This window comes from Nonlabens sp. Asnod2-A12 (assembly GCF_045063745.1).
In the GTDB taxonomy this organism is placed as follows: Bacteria; Bacteroidota; Bacteroidia; order Flavobacteriales; family Flavobacteriaceae; genus Nonlabens; species Nonlabens xylanidelens.
Map to the genome: position 1 here is coordinate 2,739,214 of NZ_JBEFOB010000003.1, position 19,716 is coordinate 2,758,929.

The 19,716-nt window shown below is 35.6% G+C and carries 16 protein-coding genes; 6 read left to right on the plus strand and 10 right to left on the minus strand.

The window, feature by feature from the left end:
• Positions 1–10 precede the first annotated feature (10 nt).
• Both fbaA and ACJJVJ_RS12465 read right to left on the minus strand, forming a co-directional pair.
• Positions 11–1,078: a class II fructose-bisphosphate aldolase gene (fbaA, locus tag ACJJVJ_RS12460; protein ID WP_104513799.1), complete on the minus strand. Its 1,068-nt coding sequence runs from the start codon at positions 1,076–1,078 to the stop codon at positions 11–13.
• Between the two features lie 56 nt (positions 1,079–1,134).
• Positions 1,135–3,687 (minus strand): BamA/TamA family outer membrane protein, encoded by a 2,553-nt coding sequence (locus ACJJVJ_RS12465; RefSeq protein ID WP_405370654.1) that lies wholly within the window; start codon positions 3,685–3,687, stop codon positions 1,135–1,137.
• Between the two features lie 28 nt (positions 3,688–3,715).
• On the opposite strand from ACJJVJ_RS12465, the gene ACJJVJ_RS12470 reads away from it, so the two are divergent.
• Entirely contained in the window at positions 3,716–4,444 is a 729-nt protein-coding gene (locus ACJJVJ_RS12470; RefSeq protein WP_104513797.1) for an RNA methyltransferase, read from the plus strand.
• On the opposite strand, the gene ACJJVJ_RS12475 is transcribed toward ACJJVJ_RS12470, so the two are convergent.
• The gene (locus ACJJVJ_RS12475) at positions 4,431–5,132 is read right to left on the minus strand and encodes a porin family protein (protein WP_104513796.1); all 702 of its coding nucleotides are present in this window, start codon (positions 5,130–5,132) and stop codon (positions 4,431–4,433) included. The two genes, ACJJVJ_RS12470 and ACJJVJ_RS12475, sit on opposite strands and share 14 nt — an antisense overlap.
• A 1-nt stretch (position 5,133) precedes the next feature.
• Positions 5,134–5,868, minus strand: coding sequence for a bifunctional demethylmenaquinone methyltransferase/2-methoxy-6-polyprenyl-1,4-benzoquinol methylase UbiE (ubiE, locus tag ACJJVJ_RS12480; RefSeq protein ID WP_104513795.1), 735 nt, complete (start codon positions 5,866–5,868; stop codon positions 5,134–5,136).
• 161 nt (positions 5,869–6,029) lie between these two features.
• On the opposite strand from ubiE, the gene trkA reads away from it, so the two are divergent.
• Both trkA and ACJJVJ_RS12490 read left to right on the plus strand, forming a co-directional pair.
• Positions 6,030–7,379: a Trk system potassium transporter TrkA gene (trkA, locus tag ACJJVJ_RS12485; RefSeq protein WP_104513794.1), complete on the plus strand. Its 1,350-nt coding sequence runs from the start codon at positions 6,030–6,032 to the stop codon at positions 7,377–7,379.
• Positions 7,379–8,884, plus strand: a complete 1,506-nt coding sequence (locus ACJJVJ_RS12490; RefSeq protein WP_104513793.1) for a TrkH family potassium uptake protein — start codon at positions 7,379–7,381, stop codon at positions 8,882–8,884. Before trkA ends, ACJJVJ_RS12490 begins: the two co-directional genes overlap by 1 nt.
• Positions 8,885–8,964: 80 nt before the next feature.
• Here the strand turns inward: ACJJVJ_RS12490 and ACJJVJ_RS12495 are convergent, their stop codons facing one another.
• Positions 8,965–10,152, minus strand: a complete 1,188-nt coding sequence (locus tag ACJJVJ_RS12495) for a pyridoxal phosphate-dependent aminotransferase (protein WP_104513792.1) — start codon at positions 10,150–10,152, stop codon at positions 8,965–8,967.
• 96 nt (positions 10,153–10,248) lie between these two features.
• On the opposite strand from ACJJVJ_RS12495, the gene rsmG reads away from it, so the two are divergent.
• Positions 10,249–10,893, plus strand: coding sequence for a 16S rRNA (guanine(527)-N(7))-methyltransferase RsmG (gene rsmG / locus ACJJVJ_RS12500; RefSeq protein ID WP_104513791.1), 645 nt, complete (start codon positions 10,249–10,251; stop codon positions 10,891–10,893).
• Positions 10,894–10,976: 83 nt separating this feature from the next.
• Here rsmG and pruA read toward each other — a convergent pair whose 3' ends face one another.
• The 5 genes from pruA to ACJJVJ_RS12525 form a co-directional block, all read right to left on the minus strand.
• Positions 10,977–12,605 carry an L-glutamate gamma-semialdehyde dehydrogenase gene (gene pruA, locus ACJJVJ_RS12505; protein ID WP_405370656.1) on the minus strand — a complete coding sequence of 543 codons (1,629 nt, stop codon included), beginning with the start codon at positions 12,603–12,605 and terminating at the stop codon, positions 10,977–10,979.
• Between the two features lie 142 nt (positions 12,606–12,747).
• A complete protein-coding gene (gene apaG / locus ACJJVJ_RS12510; RefSeq protein WP_405370657.1) occupies positions 12,748–13,134 on the minus strand; it encodes a Co2+/Mg2+ efflux protein ApaG in 387 nt (128 codons plus the stop codon).
• 3 nt (positions 13,135–13,137) lie between these two features.
• On the minus strand, positions 13,138–14,331 hold the full coding sequence (locus tag ACJJVJ_RS12515) for a DUF3667 domain-containing protein (RefSeq protein WP_405370658.1): 1,194 nt from the start codon (positions 14,329–14,331) through the stop codon (positions 13,138–13,140).
• A 56-nt stretch (positions 14,332–14,387) separates the two neighbouring features.
• On the minus strand, positions 14,388–15,707 hold the full coding sequence (locus ACJJVJ_RS12520; RefSeq protein ID WP_405370659.1) for a hypothetical protein: 1,320 nt from the start codon (positions 15,705–15,707) through the stop codon (positions 14,388–14,390).
• Positions 15,708–15,748: 41 nt separating this feature from the next.
• Positions 15,749–17,008: a DUF5103 domain-containing protein gene (locus ACJJVJ_RS12525; protein WP_405370660.1), complete on the minus strand. Its 1,260-nt coding sequence runs from the start codon at positions 17,006–17,008 to the stop codon at positions 15,749–15,751.
• 184 nt (positions 17,009–17,192) lie between these two features.
• On the opposite strand from ACJJVJ_RS12525, the gene ACJJVJ_RS12530 reads away from it, so the two are divergent.
• On the plus strand, positions 17,193–18,536 hold the full coding sequence (locus ACJJVJ_RS12530) for a Na(+)-translocating NADH-quinone reductase subunit A (RefSeq protein WP_104513784.1): 1,344 nt from the start codon (positions 17,193–17,195) through the stop codon (positions 18,534–18,536).
• A 3-nt stretch (positions 18,537–18,539) separates the two neighbouring features.
• Positions 18,540–19,715, plus strand: a complete 1,176-nt coding sequence (locus ACJJVJ_RS12535; protein WP_104513783.1) for an NADH:ubiquinone reductase (Na(+)-transporting) subunit B — start codon at positions 18,540–18,542, stop codon at positions 19,713–19,715.
• Position 19,716: the final 1 nt, after the last annotated feature.

The following is a 19,716-nucleotide window of genomic DNA, read 5'->3' on the forward strand; positions in this document are numbered from 1 at the left end:
GAAACAGTTATTATAATGTATTGATATTATTTAAATCTTCAAAAGCTTGTTTTAGTCTAGCTTTAAAAGACTCTTCTCCATGACGCAACCATTTACGTGGGTCATAATATTTTTTATTAGGAAGGTCTGCTCCATTAGGGTTTCCTATTTGAGAAAGTAGGAAATCGTTGTTAGCATCCATGTATTTCTTTACACCGTCAGAAAATGCCCATTGAAGATCTGTGTCAATATTCATTTTTACAACACCGTAACCTATAGCTTCTCTTATTTCCTCTAGTGTAGAACCAGAACCACCGTGGAATACAAAATCGATGTGATTATGCTCTACGTTATATTTCTTAGAGATAAATTCTTGAGAATTCTTAAGAATTTTAGGAGTAAGTTTTACATTACCAGGCTTGTATACACCATGAACGTTACCAAATGCTGCGGCGATAGTAAATTTATCGCTCACCTTCATAAGCTCTTCATAAGCATAGGCTACCTCTTCTGGTTGTGTGTATAATTTAGACTCATCTACATCGCTATTATCAACACCATCTTCTTCACCACCAGTAATACCTAATTCTATTTCTAGAGTCATGTCCATTTTAGACATTCTTTCTAGATATCTTTTACATATTTCTATGTTTTCTTCTAGAGGTTCTTCACTCAAGTCTATCATGTGTGAAGAGTATAAACTTTTTCCGCTTTCGCGAAAGCGTGCCTCACTAGCATCTAATAAACCATCTATCCAAGGAAGTAATTTCTTTGCACAGTGGTCGGTATGAAGAATTACACTAGCTCCATATGCTTCAGCTAGTCTGTGAACATGCTCGGCACCTGCAATACCACCTAAAATAGCAGCTCTATGGTTGTCATTATTTAAACCTTTACCAGCATTAAATACACTACCTCCATTAGAGAACTGAATAATTACTGGAGAGTTTAACTCTGCAGCGGTCTCCATCACAGAGTTTACCGTGTTAGATCCTACAACATTAACAGCAGGAAGTGCATATCCATTTGCTTTTGCATGATTAAAAATCTCTTGTACTTGGTCGCCAGTGGCAACACCTGGTTTTATATTGTGACTCATAATTTTTATTCTTGGAATAGCAAAAATAAGCAAAAATAAACGCCTATTTTCAGATTCTAGAACGGATAATTAATACCTACGTTAAGAACAGATTTTGAAATTTTAAATTCTTTAAACCATCTTCTATCTTCTTCTAGTGCAGGGTTGTAGGTTTTAAAGCCCATGTCAAATCTCAACACAAAAAAACCGAAGTCATATCGTAATCCAGCACCTGTACCTAGTGCTAGGTATTCTAGGTCGCTTATATCATTAAAAATGGCGTCAGGATCTTCTTCACTATCTAGAACGTTATAGATGTTACCTATGTCTGCAAATACGGCACCTTTAAAGGCTCCAGAAATAGGGAATCGATATTCTGCATTGAGGGCTATTTTCATATTAGCCTCATTAAAATCATTTAATCCGCCTGTTTTACCTGGTCCTAATTCATAGGCTTGCCACGCTCTATTATCATTAGGTCCACCTGCAAAGAAAGATCTTATGAATGGTATGTTATCAGAATTACCATATGGAATGGCAATACCACCGAAGGCTCTTATGGCAAAAACATGATTGTTTACATATTGCCAGTGTTTAATGTAGTCAATCTCAGTCTTTACATACTGACTGTATTCTACACCAAAAACACGTCTTCTATTGTTTTCGTTTTTATCTATTCCAGCAAGACTAGAAATACCAGAAAGTACATTACCGGCGCCTTCTATTCTAAAGTTGAATCTCGAGAAGTCGTCATCATAAATTCCCTCTCTATTGTTACGAGTCCAGCTATAACTGGTAGATACGATCAGGTTATTTTGTGATAACCTGTCTCTACGTTCTCTTACGTTTCTTATTTGTTCTCTTTGATCATCACTTACAGATAGGCTTCCATTTAGGGAATTGTTAATGAAGGCCGTAGTACCATCTGGTATGGTAAGATTACCAGAGTCATTAACATAAATAGGATCGGTAAGGTTAAGGTCGCTAGCTATATCATTAATACTGCTGTAACTACTTTGATATACATTAAAAAAGTTACCAGGATCTAGGTTGCGCACATACTGAGCATTGATTAAATCTAATCTAGTACTTTTTATCTCAGTCTGTCTCCAGTTATAAGTAAGTGCTCCATTTAAGCTCTGTTTATCGAGTCCTATATTAGTCTGACTGAAATATCCTAGAGAAAAATTAGTAGATGGTGACATGTACTTAGGTATCAAGTTATCTACATTAAAGGGTAAAAATAATCTAGGGAAACTAAGCTTAGCATCTGCTCCTAATTCTTGTAAGTCAAAAAATCTTGAATCGCCATTAGCAGCATTGGTACTCGCACCTATATTACCTCTAAAAGAAATGTCTAAAAGCTCACTACCTCTAAATAAATTTCTAATTAAAAGAGATGTGTTAAGACCTACACCTATAGCCTGTATATTACTATGTGTTGCTTCTACTCCATAAGTGAATTCAAACTTTTTCTTTGACGTAAGTAACACATTTGCTATAAGATCAGTACCTGTTGAGTCTCTAGGATCTTCAACATATCTTATGGTAGGATATTGAAAACTTTGTAGCTCTGTGATTCTCCTATATGTTCTATCTCTATCTATGTCTTTATAAAGATCGCCTTTGTGAATAAATATGGCATCTGTTAAGGTAGATTTTTTGTACTTGCGCTCTCCAAAACGTAATATGTTGTAATCTTCATAAGCCAGTGTATCTGCCTCTTTGTTACTTATCGCGTTTTGATAATCTGGTATAATGTTAACTTCACTTATTTTGTGCACTTTATAGGGTACGCTTATCGTGGAGTCTGCATCTTGTATTTCTCTATCTTTGATGATAAGAGTGATGTTTGCTTTATTTTTAGTGTTTACCGTATCTCCCTCAAATCTTATATTATCTTTTTCCATATAATAGACTCCATTATTACGGAAATATGTATTCAATCGGTCCTTCTCGGCATTTATATCTGGAGTGTAATATTGCTCACCTTTTTTAAGAATACTTTCAGAATCGACCTGTTGATATAAAGAGTCAATAACAGGTGTTGCGATTTGAGTATTGAGACTATCGATAAGATAAGGGGTGTGCCTATTTACATAATATTCAATACGAGCCTTTTTATCATCTTTAGAATCTATGATTTTATGATCTACCTCTGTATTGAACCATCCTTGATTCCAGTACCATGCTCTTAATCTTTCTTTTGATTTCTCAATAGCTGTTTTATCAATTAAGCTAGGCGCTTCTCCAGTTCTTTTAAGCCAGTTATTAAAATCAACAAGACTTTGACCTAATTCCATGGTTTGCTTTTCTGAAAGTATAGCATTACGTCTTTTTAAGCCTTTAGGATTATCCTGCATCCATTTTAAGTAAATGGAATCTCTATGAGGTCGTGCTAGGTTATAGATATGGAGTCTTAAAGGATAATTAAGAAGTTTTTGATTAGGCTGTAGTGTAGGTAGAGTAAGTACTCTTGGGTCTTTAGGTGACAGACTATCAACTAGAATCGTGTTTTTAGTAAGCAGTTGCTTACCATCAGGTACTCGTTTTATTGCATTGCAAGAAACCAATAAAATAATAAGCAATATAAATAAGCCTATTTTTGCATGAAGTCCCGATTTTCCCATAGTACAATATTCAAAAATACGATTATAAATGATTACCAAAAGTAAGTTAAAGCTTATCAAATCTCTCAGCAGAAAAAAAACTCGAGAAGAGCATCAGCTTTTTATTGTTGAAGGATACAAATCTATAAGAGAACTAGTTAATTCTGGTCTTATTGTAGAAGATATTCTCATAACTTCAGGAAATAATCACTTAGATGGATTAGATCCAGTAACAATTAGTGAAAAAGACATGAATTCTATCTCTAGTTTAAAGACTCCACCAGGTTATCTGGCCGTTTTTAAAATGAATAAGAAGTTAGAATTGCCTCAAGTGGGTAAAGTAATAGCGCTAGATGATATTAAGGACCCAGGTAATTTAGGGACTATTATTAGACTAGCAGACTGGTTTGGGATTTCAGATATTGTGTGCAGTAAAGAAACGGTAGACGTTTATAATTCTAAATGTGTGCAAGCAAGCATGGCTTCTCTTGCTAGAGTACAAGTTCATTATACTGACTTGCATGACTATTTAAAACAGTCTTTGCTACCTATATATCCTACGGCAATGAATGGGGAGAATATTTATACCAGTACATTACCAGAAGAAGGTATTATAGTCATGGGAAATGAGTCTGCTGGTGTAAGTGATGCTATTCTTAAAATAGGAAACTCTATCAGTATACCACAATATGGAAAAGTTCAAGAAACTGAAAGTCTCAATGTAGCCATGGCAACATCTCTTATACTAGGCGAGTGGTTGCGTACTACTGGAATGTAAAGTTGATAAAAATACCTCTAGTCTGCATGCTGTCTATGTTTCCAGTCCACGGACTGTTAGGATCTGCGTCGCGTACTAGTTCGTCTTCTATAGCAAATACACCTCTTATCGATGGTGAAAACTTAAAGTAATATAAGTATAGATCAAATCCTATACCTAGTTCATAATTAAGAACACTAGACGTCTGTCTAAACTGTCCAGAACTATTGTCATCTGGATTATCAAAATTACTTGATAAGTTATTGGACCATGATGCTCCAGCAACAACAAAGGGTTTCCAGTTATTTAATCTTTTAGTAGAAAACTTAACTAATAATGGTATGTGTATGTACGTAGAAGTAACCTCACGCTCCATTTGTGCAGCAGTAGTAAGTGATGCGTCTGGAAAGGTTAGATTTCTAGTAGCAAACACGATACCTGGTTCTAGTCTTAAGTTAATGTATTCATTAATGCGCATGTCACCTATAAGACCTACATTAAAACCGGCACTAGATTCTGTAACGATCTCTTCGGTAATCTCGTTATAATCAAATTTATAATCATAAGAGTTAAAACCTAAATAGTAACCCCAAGTAAGAAATTGCTTGTCAAAGTTTTCTAGGTTTTTAATTTTTTCTTTTGAAAATAATTGAGCACTAGCGGTTTGAAAACCTAGTGCTAAAATAATGATGACTATAACTTGTCTCATATTATGCTTTTACTGCTTTATAAATGGTAGATGCACCATGAAATTGTAACTCGTTTTCTACCTCTTTAAACCCTACTTTCTTTAAAATATTGTTGAAACGCTCTCCATATGGAAATTTAGAAGCGCTTTCTGATAAATATCCATAAGCGATTTTATCCTTAGAAAACAATTTACCTAAGGTAGGTACGATAATGCCTGAGTAAAAATAATACCCTTGTTTAAATGGAAACTTTGTAGGGACACTAGTTTCTAGCACCACTAGAATACCACCAGGTTTTAAAACTCTTAATATTTCACCCAGTCCTTTTTCCAGATCTTCAAAATTACGTACTCCATAAGAAACGGTAACGGCATCTATAGAATTATCTTCAAACTGTAGGTTTTCAGAATCTCCTAATACCATTTCTATGCGGCTATCTAGATTTTCTTCTTTTACCTTAACCTTTCCTACTTCTAACATACCGCTAGAAATATCGAGTCCTATTAATCTTTTTGCATCGGTTTGTTGCGCCATTTTAATGACTAGGTCGCCAGTACCGGTAGCGATGTCCATAATCACTTGTGGCTTATGAGCAGCTATCATTTTAACAACGTTATCTCTCCATTTTTGATCCAGGCCTAAAGATATCATTCTATTTAGTCCATCATATTCACCACTAATGGTGTCAAACATTTTGGTAACCTGTTCTTTTTTTCCAGAATCTTCTCCGTTATATGGCTTTACTTCTTCAGACACGAGCTTTAATTTAGATAGCAAAGATAATGCAGCGCGTTGAGGTTATTGCTATTCCGCTTTCGCGAAAGCGAGATAAACATCCATAAAACCGTTAAAAATCAAGCTTTTTTTAAATTATAGATCACATAACAGTATCTTTGGGACACTACAGAAACGATTGTATGAAAATCATTATTGCAGGTGCTGGTGAGGTAGGTTTTCACCTAGCCAAGCTGTTATCCTACGAGTCACAGAATATTACATTAATAGATCCAGAACAGGATAATTTACATTATGCTGATACTCACCTAGATATTAGGGTGGTACGAGGCGATTCTACCTCTATAAAAATTCTTCAAGATTCTAGAGTAGACGAGGCAGATCTGGTAATAGCTGTTACTAGTAGCGAGACGACTAATATTACTATTTGTGTACTGGCCAAACAATTAGGTGCAAAACGTACCGTTGCTCGTATTACAAATACAGAGTTTCTAGAGCATCAAGATGCTATAGGTTTTTCTGGTTTTGGTATTGATGAGTTGATATCTCCAGAGGCACTGGCGAGTAAAGAGATAGAATTACTGCTCAATCAAAGTGCGTTTAATGATAGTTATGAATTTGAGGACGGCGCTCTAACTATGGTAGGTGTTAACCTGCAACGTACGGCACAATTTGTAGGTAAAACAGTGCAACAAGCTGGTGAGATTTTTCCAGAGATTCATTTTATGCCTATTGCTATACAAAGATTTGGTACCCAATACACGTTAATACCTCGTGGTGATACACAGTTTAAAGAAGGAGATCAAGTGTATTTTATTACCACAGCAGGTGGTGTAGAAGAACTATATAAGTTAACTGGTAAGACTAAACATGCCATGCGCAATGTGATGATTTTAGGCGGTAGTAATATAGGTAAGCAAACGGCACAACAACTTTCTAAAGCAGGGATTAACGTAAAGTTGATAGAGAACGATGCAAAAAAGGCATTTGACCTAGCAGACGCTCTACCTGAAGTTCTTGTTTTAAATGGCGACGGACGTAACGTAGAGTTGCTTCAAGAAGAAAACATTCATGAAATGGATGCATTTATAGCTGTAACGGGAAATAGTGAGACTAATATTATCTCTTGTCTTATGGCAAAGAGTAAAAGTGTGAAGAAAACTATTTCTCTAGTAGAGAACATGGATTATTTTCAATTATCTCACAGTATAGGAATAGACACACTGATTAATAAAAAATTACTTGCAGCCAATAATATTTTTAGATACGTACGTAAAGGTGAGGTAGTGGCTATGACTAAGCTTAACAACATGAATGCAGAGCTACTAGAGTTTATCGTACAGCCAGAAAGTGCTGTATGTGGTAAAACTATTGCCAATGCTGGCGTACCTAGAAGTGCTATTATAGGTGGTGTAATAAGACAGGGAATAGGTAATATAGTTTTAGGTAGTTTTAAGATAGAGGCTGGTGATAGAGTGGTAGTTTGTTGTTTGCCACGTTCTATTACTAAGGTAGAAAAACTGTTTTTATAATGACTAGAATTACTAAACTTAATTATAAAATTATAGTCTTTATCATGGGACTACTACTGGTTTTTAACGGTGGTTTCATGTCTGTGTCGGCTCTAGTTAGTGCTATTTATAGAGAGAGTGAAGGATTTGATATTCTAGCAGCATCTGGTGTTGCAGTTTCTATAGGAGCTATCTTGATGTACTTAACTCGCAATCATGTAAAGGAACTGCGTAAAAAAGAAGGGTATTTAATTGTGACACTTGGTTGGTTGATCATGGCTTTTGCCGGGACGATGCCTTATATGTTTACAGGTTCAATACCTAATTATACTGACGCATTTTTTGAAACCATGAGTGGTTTTACAACTACTGGTGCCAGTGTGGTTAATGATATAGAGATTTTACCTAAAGGAATATTATTCTGGCGTAGTATGACGCACTGGATAGGAGGTATGGGAATTATAGTTCTAGCAGTTGCCATATTGCCATTATTAGGAATAGGCGGTATGCAGCTATTTGCTGCCGAAGCTCCTGGACCTAGCGCAGATAAATTGCATCCACGTATAACAGATACTGCAAAAAGACTATGGCTTATTTATGTAGGTTTTACAGCTATAGAAACCGTACTTCTTAAAATAGCAGGTATGGGCTGGTTTGATGCTATTAACCATGCATTGAGTACGCTGTCTACAGGAGGTTTCTCTACAAAAAATGCGAGTACAGCTTACTGGAATGATAATCCAGCTATACAGTGGATTATCATAATCTTTATGTTTATAGCTGGAGCTAACTTTGTACTAAGTTACTTTGCTTTTAAGGGTAAATTCAGCAAGGTGTGGCGAGATACTGAGTTTAAATGGTATACCAGTTTTGTGGTTGGTTTTTCTGTTTTGGGAGGCACATTAATCTATTTATATGCAGACCCTTCCATATCTTCTATAGATCATCCTATGGTATTGGGTGAGATGGAGAGTGCTTTTAGACACAGTACATTTCAGGTGCTTGCAGTAATGACCACGACAGGTTTTGTTACGGCAGACTATACTTTGTGGACTCCATTTCTTACCATTATGTTTTTTGGTTTGTTCTTTTTAGGTGGTAGTGCAGGATCTACGTCTGGTGGTGTTAAAGTAGTGCGACACATTATATTAATACGTAATGGTATTATGGAATTTAAAAGAACATTACATCCTAATGCAATATTACCTGTGCGATATAATGGTAGAGCATTACAGAGTGGTATTGTTTTTAATGTGCTAGGATTCTTTATTCTTTATATGCTTTCCTTTATAGTCGGTGCGATTGTGCTTGCTGCTCTCGGACTAGATTTTGATACCGCTATAGGTGGTGCGTTAAGTACGCTAGGTAATGTAGGTCCAGCATTTGGAGACCTCTCTCCAGTAGATAACTTTGCCGGATTGCCACAACTAGGTAAATGGTGGTGTAGTTTCTTGATGCTTATAGGTAGGCTAGAATTATTTACGGTATTGATCTTATTGACGCCTTTCTTTTGGAGGAATAGGTAGAAACTAAAATAATGATAAAAAAAAAGGTTGATTAGATAATTCTAATCAACCTTTTTTTTTATGAATGAAATCTAGATTGATTAATCTAGCACCTCTTTAATTCTTCTCATCGCTTCAACGATTTGTTCTTCACTTGCTGCATAAGAAATACGTATGCAATTAGGTGCACCAAAGGCATCTCCAGAAACCGTAGCAACATTTGCTTCTTCTAGAATCATAAGGGAGAAATCTGTTGAGGTTTCTATTTTATGGCCTTTTACCGTTTTACCAAACCACTCAGAAACATCTGGGAATATATAGAAAGCTCCTTCTGGACTGTCTGTTGTAAATCCTTTTATTTCTGACGCTAGTCCTAGTATCAAGTCACGACGCTTTGCAAAAGCATCGATCATGTATTGAATCTTAGAAATCGGTGCTTCTAATGCTGTAATAACCGCACGTTGTGCAATACAGTTGGTACCACTAGTAATCTGTCCTTGCATCTTGTTACACGCTCTTGCTATCCATGTAGGTGCGCCTATGTAACCTACTCTCCAGCCAGTCATGGCAAATGCTTTACTAACTCCATTAATAGTAACCGTACGGTCATACATACTAGGTATAGCAGCGATACTTGCATGTTTACCAGTATAATTAATGTGCTCATAGATTTCATCACTTACTACCACGATATCTGGATAGTCTGCAAGTACGTCTGCAAATGCTTGTAACTCTTCTTCACTAAATAAACTACCACTAGGGTTGTTAGGAGAAGAGAACAACATCATCTTAGTCTTAGGCGTGATGGCAGCTCTCAGTTGCTCTGCAGTTATTTTAAAGTTTTGTTCTACACCAGCTCTTACTTCTACAGGAACACCTTCGGCCAGTTCTACTATAGCGGCATAACTTACCCAGTAAGGAGCAGGAAGAATACATTCATCACCTTTGTTAAGTAAAACCATGGCTACATTTGCAATAGATTGCTTTGCTCCAGTAGATACTACTATCTGACTGCGGTCATAAGTAAGGTTGTTATCTCTTTTAAATTTATTGATAATAGCATCCTTTAATTCTGGATAACCATCTACAGGAGTGTAGCTATTATAGTTCTCGTTAATAGCATTTATAGCTGCTTCTTTAACAAAGTCTGGTGTGTTAAAATCAGGCTCACCTAGACTTAAACCTATAATGTCTTTTCCTTGTTCTTTTAATTCACGAGCTTTTGCGGCCATAGCTAGCGTTGCACTTACAGGTAAATTATTGATGCGATCAGATAATTGAGATTTCATAACGATATAATTGAATTACAAAAATATCATAACACTTGAATTAACAATCGCATTGAACGAGAATTATTATTTTATTTTTGCACAAACTTATAAATAGTGCATCAAATTATAAAAGAACATTTTCCGCATATTACAGACCATCAATTAGAGCAGTTTTCTAGACTAGGTGATTTGTATGCAGAATGGAACGCTCAGATCAATGTTATCTCAAGAAAAGACATCGATCAACTGTATACTCGACATGTTTTACACTCTCTAGGAATTGTGTCTGTAGTCCGCTTTCGCGAAAGCTTACCTAATAAAACAGGTGGTACGAGAGTACTGGACGTAGGGACTGGTGGTGGATTTCCTGGAATACCACTCGCTATTATGTTTCCTAAAACTAGTTTTCATCTTATCGATGCGATAGGTAAGAAGATCAAAGTAGTAGATGCTGTAGTTGAAGCGTTGGGACTTACTAACGTAACTACAGAGCATGGAAGAGCAGAAAAAGTTAAGGGACGTTTTGATTTTGTAGTCTCTAGAGCAGTGACTAATATGCCTGATTTTGTAAGTTGGGTAAGAAATAAAATCAGAAAAGAGAGTTGTCACAACTTAAAAAATGGAATTTTGTATCTTAAAGGTGGTGATCTTACAGAAGAATTAAAAGATTTCCCCAAGGCACAAATCTATGAACTAGAAGATGTTTTTGAAGATCCATTCTTTGAAACTAAAAAGGTGGTTCATTTACCGTTAAAGTAAGTGATAATCTTGTAATTAAGAATCAAAAAAAAGCCGTTATCAAATTAATGATAACGGCTTTTATTATTTTATAGAGAGATAAATTACTCTCCTAAGAAAGGATATCTGTAATCTACTGGAGTTACAAATGTTTCTTTAATCATACGTGGAGAAACCCATCTAAGTAAGTTCAATTTAGAACCTGCCTTATCATTAGTTCCAGAAGCACGAGCACCACCAAAAGGTTGTTGACCAACCACAGCACCTGTACATTTATCATTGATGTAGAAGTTACCTGCACAGTTTTCTAATGCTGTAGTTGCTTGAGATACTGCATAACGATCTTGACCTAAAATAGCACCAGTTAATGCATATTCACTAGTTTCATCAACTAACTTCAACATTTCAGCATATTGATCATCTTCATACACATAAATAGTAATCACAGGACCGAATAATTCAGTCTCCATAGTTACATACTTAGGGTCTGTAGTAACGATAACAGTTGGGTCTACAAACCATCCTTTAGATTTGTCATAGTTACCACCTATAACCACCTCTGCATTTGAGTCGCTTTTTGCACCGTCTATATACTTAGCAAGTTTATCAAAAGAACCTTCGTGAATCACAGCAGTAATAAAATTACTCATGTCTTCTGGAGATCCCATTTTAAAGCTCTCTACATCTGTTCTAATTAACTGTTCTACCTCTGCCCACATACTTTTAGGTATGTAAGCACGAGAAGCAGCACTACATTTCTGACCTTGGAATTCAAAGGCACCTCTAACTATAGCAGTTGCAACCTGTGCAGGTACAGCGCTACTGTGAGCTACTATAAAGTCTTTACCACCAGTTTCTCCTACTATTTTAGGATAGGTTTTATAAGTATTAATGTTCTCACCTACTTTAGTCCATAGACTTTTAAATACGGCTGTAGAACCAGTAAAGTGAACACCAGCAAAATCTGGGTGTGTCATTACCTCGTCAGTCATCATAACAGGATCTGCATTAACCATGTTGATAACACCATCAGGTACACCAGCTTCTCTAAATACTTCTACAATTACTTGAGCACTTAACATCTGGTGGTCACTAGGTTTCCATACACAAACGTTACCCATTAAGGCAGCACTAGCAGGTAGGTTACCAGCAATAGCAGTAAAGTTAAATGGAGAGATACAGTATACAAAACCTTCTAGAGGTCTGTATTCTAGTCTATTCCATGCTCCAGAAGTAGATTCTGGTTGTTCTGCATAGATCTCTGTCATATACTGTACGTTAAATCTTAAGAAGTCTATAAGTTCACAAGCGGCATCTATTTCTGCTTGGAAAATAGTTTTAGACTGGTTGATCATAGTGGCCGCATTGATACGTGCTCTATATGGACCAGCAATAAGCTCTGCAGCTTTTAAGAAAATACCAGCTCTTTGTTCCCATGGTAATTGTGACCATGATTTACGAGCTTCTATAGCAGTTTCTATAGCTTGTTGAACTTCTTTCTTACTACCTCTGTGGTAGTTACCTACTACATTTTGGTGATCATGTGGCGGTCTTATAGCTGCGGTATTACCGGTTTTAACCTCTTTACCATTAATATATAGCGGTACTTCTGTGTTAGCATTCCACAATTCTTTGTAAGCTGCTAGCACTTGATCTCTTTCTACAGTTCCTGGAGCATAAGTCTTAATAGGCTCATTTACAGCAACTGGGACTTTGAAAAATCCTTTTCCCATGATATAATTTTGTTTATTAATTTGAGCGTGAAATTACAAAGAATCTATCGCATCAGGAAGTGGTAAGGTGGTAAAGTAGTCTTAATGTCGTTGAGGTGGCGGTTGTGGGTTCCGCTTTCGCGAAAGCGAGATCTACAACTATCTAATTTAAAGCAAATGGAGCACTTAGTTTAAATGCTGGTATGATAACGCTGAATTGTTTACTGTTAGAAAAGTTTACCATATTATAAAAGCCACTCATATTACCAAAAGGCGATGCAAGAAGGCAGCCACTTTGATAGGTGTGAGATTCTCCTGGTTTGAGTACAGGTTTTTTACCTATAACGCCCTCGCCATCTACATGTTCTGTGCGGCTTAGACTATCTTTAATTCTCCAGTGGCGTGTGTGCAGTTGTACAGAGTCCTTGCTCTGGTTTTCTATGGTTATGATATAGGCAAAGGCAAAGTGCATCTTATAGTTTTTATAAAATGTACCTTCAAAACTCGTTTGAACCGAGATCTTAATTCCTCTGGTAACCTGTTGTATCATAATTTAATAAAGCGCTATTCCTACCAAAAGTAGTAAACTTACTCCTGTAATGAGTCCGATTACAAATATAAAACTTACTAAAAGAAATTTTAGTATAGTTTTTATGCGTCGCTGCCCATAAAAATTGCGCATGGATTTGTAAAAATAGAAAGGTCCTATAAACCAGAAAAAGAATTGAGCAAGATTAATATACCCAAAGGTGATCCATTTTACTAAGAATAGCAATATCATACTTAGAAAAACAAAGGTAAACACGTTAAATGCAAATACCAGATGTTCCATGTAAGTGAAATCTCTACGTGCGTATAATAGCCAAAGAAACAGAGTTAAAACTGGAGTAAATAGAAATAAGAATATAGGTAGTTTAGGTAATATAATATCAACTAGTACAGAAGGGTCTCTACTTATACTTTCCATTAATACCATTTTCTCATATAAAGACTGATTCCATTTGGTGTTATTGTGCCCCATTTTTCTTAATGCCGTTTCTGGGTCTGCTATTTTATGTTTCTCTGTGTAAGACTCATAATAATTAACTTGTTTAAAAAATCTCTTAGTAGAACTTAGACTGTCTAGTTGTGCTTGGGTAACAGGTGTAAGCTCGGTTTCTTTGTGATCTTTTGTAGCTTCAGAAACTATACTGTCGGTTTGTGCTTGTATGTTTTGTTGTTCTCTTATTTGCTCAGCAACGATCTTACCTACATATGGCTGGCTCTCTATCTCTTTAAGTTGTTCTTCGGTTAAGGGTTCGTTATTATTAGTGTCATCTAGTTTTACTGAGAATAAGCCATTACCTACATCTATATCTGCTTCTTGATTTTTAGCTTTTGTATTTTCTACTACGCTATCGGTAAATAACTCAAAAAACTCTTGTGCTTGTATCATTAAGAAAAAGACAATACAGACACTAAGGAAGAAACGAAATGGATTTGCATAGCTCAGTCGTTTTCCTTTGATAAACTCCTTACTTACAAAACCAGGTTTGAACAGTAATTGTTTAATCGTGCGCCATATTCTACTATCATAAGAAAACAAATTAGAAAAGAACTCACCAAAGAAATCTTTTAATGCCAGTTGCTTAGTAGAATTAAGCTGTCCACATTGATGGCAGTACTTGTCTTCTGCATCTAACGGAGTACCGCAATTGAGGCATTCTTCTCCTCTATATCTAATAAGCGATCTTGTAGTAGGTTTCATGGGCGGTGGTTAGTCGCTGGTAAAAATAGGGAAACTTAACCTTTATAACGCTCAGTTTACTCTACTCTTAATTTAACAGGTAGAGCAAAAAGTACTCTCACTAATTCACCGTCTGAGTTTAAAGCAGGTGTTAGAGTAGGTACAGCGTTGATAACCCTAATGGCTTCTTCGGCAAATTTCACATCTTTGAAGCCATGAGCCGATATAACTGTTATTTCACCTTTTTTATCAATGTAAAATTGAAAATACATATTTTCATTAATAGATTTATTACGTGGCTTATCAATGATGTATGTTTTATTTATAAATAAATTGATCTCTTTACCTAAGCACTTTTTAGCTTCTTTGACGTCAGAAAATTCATCGCAATGAGGGTGTTTAGGGTAACGACTCATTTTATGATTGTCCACTGGTTTGGTAGTCATTTGATAACTGTAATAATCATGCTTAAATTCAATGGGTAAATTTGTTAGAATAGGCTTTTCTTGATCGTCAAAACTTAATTTGTAAAAAATATTTATGGTAGAACTGTAGTAATCTAGATTAGATGGGATTGTTTTAAATAATGGTTCAAATGTCATTAGATGCAATGCGTCTTCAATAGAATCCAAAGGATCATTTGAATTAAGAATGCTTGCTCTAGTTAATGTTGTGTCTAATCCGTCTACTTTATGCATGTATAGATTAAGTTGAAGATTGATGACATCATTTATGGCACTGGTATTTAGTTGATCGTTACCTAGTTCAATAATTGCTGAAGATAACTCTTCTTGTAAATGATTGTAAAATGCTACTTCTGGATTGTTATCGTTTTTAGAACTCGTGGTTACTAAGTTAATTCTATCGATATTATTTTTAATTAACTTTCTTCGTGGTATATCGTATACTGTTTCAAATGGAATAGGTTCTAAATTTCCGCTTTCCTTCAACACGTAGAGGAGATCATAATTGATATAATTATAATCAGAAAATTTTCTTTTAACCCTTTTATTCGGTTTAAATTTTTCTAATGTTATTCCTTCAACGGCTATAGGTGTTGAAAATAAATTTTTATAAAATGCATCCATTAAGAAAGCTTTTCTAGCATTGCCTTTTTTATTTATCTGAATAGAAAGTGCAACAACTACAGTGTCTCGTATTGTTTTTTCTCTTAGTTGTTCAACTTGTTCTACAGATAAATATTTAATTACCTTAGATTGAAAGTTTTCATACATAATTCTATTGAAATCGTCATCCTTTTCTAAGCCTTTTGCAATAGCATCTTGGTTTTTATCGCTGTTTTTTATCGTACTGCTAGTTCTTCTTTGATACGATTGAGCAATGGAAAGTTGACAGGTCATGATGATGACCAGCAGTGTAGAGATTTTCTGAAACATTAAAATTTGATTGATTGGTTTTAAAGCTATTGCAAAAGTAATTAATTCGTAATATTCTGCGAGTTGGCTTCGCCTATTCCTATTAATCTGTCATAGCGACCACCTAGTTCTCGATAATATGCAAGTACAGAATATTGATTTTCTGTTTGCCATTTGTTACCACTTATAAATCCTGGGTCTTGAGAACCGTCATTGTAGACTATCGTGTATCGGTAATTGTAAAACCCTTGTTTAAGTAAAATAATAGCCTCGTATTTTCCTGTTTTTGGATTTAAAACAGCCTCGTTCTCTGGTTGTAATTGGTAAGCGTTATAGTTACCTAATATATAAATCTTTGCATCTGGCGGCACCTCGATTCCTTGTGCGTCTAGAGCAAAATGAATATTCACATATTCTGCCTGTATGTCGTTATCTTCATTATCTAGTGTTGTTACTAGGTAGTTACCATTGATGTCAGGATTGTAAGTGTATTCAATATCTCTGCGTGCACCATCTATAAAAAGGTAAGCGTTGTACAGGTCTTTCTTACGCACAAAATCAATGTTGATGTTAGGAGATCTAAAATCTTTATTCTCAAAATTAAGAAACTCATTTCCTGCCCAGAAAGAAGTCTCTTCATCATACTTGTATACCTGTTTATTGCCTAGATTAAATTGAGGTTTTACATTAGTAATAGCAGTCTTTAAATCACTATTTTGTAGAATCACCGTTTTTAATTGCTGGTCTGGATTGATAAAATTGATCTCTTGAGAGTCGATAAAGAACTGTACCCTTTGCTGGTGTAAAACATAATTTAAATCTCTAGCACGTTTAATTTCTACACCTACAGACGCTTTTTCATCTAAGACCATAAATTTTCTAGAAAAAATAAGTTCATGAGCGTCATTATAAAAATGAATCATGTAATTACCACTTACTTTAAAACCTTTGGTAAACTGATTAGGTACCGTTAAGTCATAATGAGAATAAGGTTGTATGGTAGTAAAAGAGTTGCGATAGTTAAAAATGCGCATGTCATCGATACCTTCTAGAAACTCATTTTTAAATAATTTACTAGGTTTCCAGTCATAATCGTAGTGCTCAAATTGATAATAATAATCTGCCTCGTCACCTATCACATCGTCAAAACTGATCTGAAAAGTGTCTCCTAGATTGAAAATAGGGAGCATGTTTTCAGGCGGTTTGTTAAAAGTTACCGACTTAATGTAGTCAGGGTCAATAACTAGTTCTTTTTCACTTTGAGAATTGCCTTGAAAAAAGAAAAGAAAAACTGTAATAAAAAGTAAAATATACGACTTCATAAATGGTTTACACTAAGTGATAAATATAATATAATTGTTAGTTATAGTTACGCTTTCGCGAAAGCGATGCCAAAACAGGCTATTTTGTTTATTTAGATTATTTCTAAATAGTTATATCTACCGGTTTTAAAGGCTTTATTGCGTAAATTTGCGAACTTTAAAAAAAGACTAAATATAACATCCTATGTCAAAGGACATTAGAGTAAGAAAAGGGCTTGATCTAAAGCTCAAAGGTGAGGCTGACAAGAAAATTGTCAATGCGCCGCAGTCTTCCATTTATGCAATAAAACCTGCCGATTTTCACGCTGTAGTACCTAAGTTAGTACTTAAGGAAGGAGCGTCTGTAAAGGCTGGGGAAACCGTATTTTATTCCAAGTATGATGAAAAAGTAAAGTTTGCTGCTCCTGTGAGTGGAACTATTACTGAGATTCTACGTGGTGCTAAAAGAAGGATTCTTGAGGTTAAAATTACTGCAAATGGAACTAACGACGCTATAAATCGTGGTAAGGTGAATCCTGCTTCTGCTAGTGCAGACCAGGTACGTAGCTTACTTCTAGAAAGCGGTTGCTGGCCATTTATTATACAACGACCGTACAGTATCGTTGCAAATTCTGAAGATACACCTAAATCTATCTTTATATCTGCTTACACAACAGCGCCTCTAGCAGGTGATGCTGAGGTAATTCTAGCAGATAAAAAAGAAGCTTTTCAGGCTGGAGTTACCGCTCTTAGTAAACTTACTTCAGGTGCAGTGCACTTGTGTGTAGGGAAAGGGTCGGATCTTAAGAATATTAAAGATGCTGAGGTACATACGGTAAAAGGGCCGCACCCTGCTGGAAATGTAGGTGTGCAAATTCATAAACTAGATCCTGTGAATATGGGAGATAGAGTATGGACTGTAGGTGCTGAAGATGTTGCTACCATAGGTAATCTATTCTTAACTGGTGAGTTTAAACCAGAAAGAACTATTGCTCTAGTAGGTACTGATGCAAAAGAGTCTGATCGTAAGTATTACCGTACTGTAGTAGGTGCAAATGTGAATAGCATAGCAGGTACTGTAGATACTAATGATACACGTATTATTTCTGGTGATGTTTTAACTGGAGATAAGTTATCAAATGATCAGTTTCTTAACTTCTACAACAATACATTAACTCTTATTCCGGAAGGTAATGAATATGCATTACTAGGCTGGTTGCCATTTACACGTAATAAAGTACCGTCTAATGCAGGTACATCTTTCTCTAGATTATTAGGAGGAAAACGTAAGGTAGATACTAACTTAAATGGTGAAGAAAGAGCTCTAGTAGTAACTGGTGAGATGGAAGAAGTTTTACCGATGGATATTTATCCTTTACAGCTTATCAAAGCCTGTATGAGCGGTGATATTGAAAAAATGGAAAATCTAGGTATCTATGAAGTAGCGCCAGAAGATTTTGCTCTTATTGATTTTACAAATACGTCTAAACTAGAAGCACAAGAAGTGATACGTCTAGGATTAGATTTAATGATAACAGAAGTAGGATAGACTATGAAATGGGTTAGAAACAAATTAGACCAAGCTAGAAAGCCATTTGAACCTGGACAAAAATTAGAAAAGTTTGCTCCAGCGATCAATGCTTTTGATACTTTTTTATATACTCCTAATCACACGACTAAAAAAGGAGCGCATATACGCGACGTTGTAGATTTAAAGCGTACAATGATTACCGTTGTATTTGCTTTGATACCAGCACTTCTTTTTGGAATGTGGAATACAGGTGCTCAGTACTTGTATCAAGATATGGGATTAGAAAATGTAACTGACGTTCCTTTTTGGGATGCTTTTATAGAAGGAGCGCTTTTAGTAACTCCTCTTATTTTAGTGAGTTATATAGTAGGACTTACAATTGAATTTATTTTTGCGATTTATAGAGGTCATGAGGTTAATGAAGGTTACTTAGTAACTGGTATGTTAATTCCTATGATTTTCCCTGTAGACATTCCATTATGGATGCTTGCCATATCTGTAGCTTTTGCTGTATTGATAGGTAAAGAAGCTTTCGGTGGTACAGGAATGAATATCTTAAACCCTGCTCTTACAGCACGTGCATTTGCATTCTTTGCATATCCATTGTACATGTCTGGTAATGCGATATGGGTACATGAAGGTTCTACAGATGGTATTTCTGGAGAGACTATTTTAGGTACTCTTGCACAAGGTAAATCGGTTGCATATAGCTTCTTTGATGCAGCTGCTGGATTTATTCCAGGTTCCGTGTCAGAAACATCTACTATTGCAGTTTTAATAGGTGCAGCAATTCTTATACTTACTAAAGTAGGTAGTTGGAGAATTATCCTTAGTGGTTTTGCTGGTGCAGCGATCATGGGATTAATATTCAATGCTTTTGGATTAAATGCTCTAATGGAATTTAAATGGTACATGCACTTAGTAGTAGGTGGGTTATCTTTTGGTATTGTCTTTATGGCTACCGATCCTGTAAGTGCAGCACAAACCTTAAAAGGTAAGTGGATATATGGATTCCTTTGTGGATTCTTTGGTGTTATGATACGTGTATTTAACCCAGCATATCCAGAAGGTATCATGCTTGCTATTTTATTGATGAACGTATTTGCTCCAACTATTGATCATTATGTAGTACAGGCAAACGTGAATAAACGTAAAAAACGCCTTTCTAAAGCAAAGGCAAAACTTCAAACAGCTTAGA

Excerpts from the sequence above, each read along its gene's own strand:
- apaG (WP_405370657.1), bottom strand. The coding sequence starts at position 13,134 with ATGATACAACAGGTTACCAGAGGAATTAAGATCTCGGTTCAAACGAGT.
- ACJJVJ_RS12515 (WP_405370658.1), bottom strand. The coding sequence starts at position 14,331 with ATGAAACCTACTACAAGATCGCTTATTAGATATAGAGGAGAAGAATGC.
- ACJJVJ_RS12495 (WP_104513792.1), bottom strand. The coding sequence starts at position 10,152 with ATGAAATCTCAATTATCTGATCGCATCAATAATTTACCTGTAAGTGCA.
- ACJJVJ_RS12465 (WP_405370654.1), bottom strand. The coding sequence starts at position 3,687 with ATGGGAAAATCGGGACTTCATGCAAAAATAGGCTTATTTATATTGCTT.
- pruA (WP_405370656.1), bottom strand. The coding sequence starts at position 12,605 with ATGGGAAAAGGATTTTTCAAAGTCCCAGTTGCTGTAAATGAGCCTATT.
- fbaA (WP_104513799.1), bottom strand. The coding sequence starts at position 1,078 with ATGAGTCACAATATAAAACCAGGTGTTGCCACTGGCGACCAAGTACAA.
- ACJJVJ_RS12530 (WP_104513784.1), top strand. The coding sequence starts at position 17,193 with ATGTCAAAGGACATTAGAGTAAGAAAAGGGCTTGATCTAAAGCTCAAA.
- ACJJVJ_RS12490 (WP_104513793.1), top strand. The coding sequence starts at position 7,379 with ATGACTAGAATTACTAAACTTAATTATAAAATTATAGTCTTTATCATG.
- ACJJVJ_RS12535 (WP_104513783.1), top strand. The coding sequence starts at position 18,540 with ATGAAATGGGTTAGAAACAAATTAGACCAAGCTAGAAAGCCATTTGAA.
- ACJJVJ_RS12475 (WP_104513796.1), bottom strand. The coding sequence starts at position 5,132 with ATGAGACAAGTTATAGTCATCATTATTTTAGCACTAGGTTTTCAAACC.
- ACJJVJ_RS12525 (WP_405370660.1), bottom strand. The coding sequence starts at position 17,008 with ATGAAGTCGTATATTTTACTTTTTATTACAGTTTTTCTTTTCTTTTTT.
- ACJJVJ_RS12520 (WP_405370659.1), bottom strand. The coding sequence starts at position 15,707 with ATGTTTCAGAAAATCTCTACACTGCTGGTCATCATCATGACCTGTCAA.
- trkA (WP_104513794.1), top strand. The coding sequence starts at position 6,030 with ATGAAAATCATTATTGCAGGTGCTGGTGAGGTAGGTTTTCACCTAGCC.
- ACJJVJ_RS12470 (WP_104513797.1), top strand. The coding sequence starts at position 3,716 with ATGATTACCAAAAGTAAGTTAAAGCTTATCAAATCTCTCAGCAGAAAA.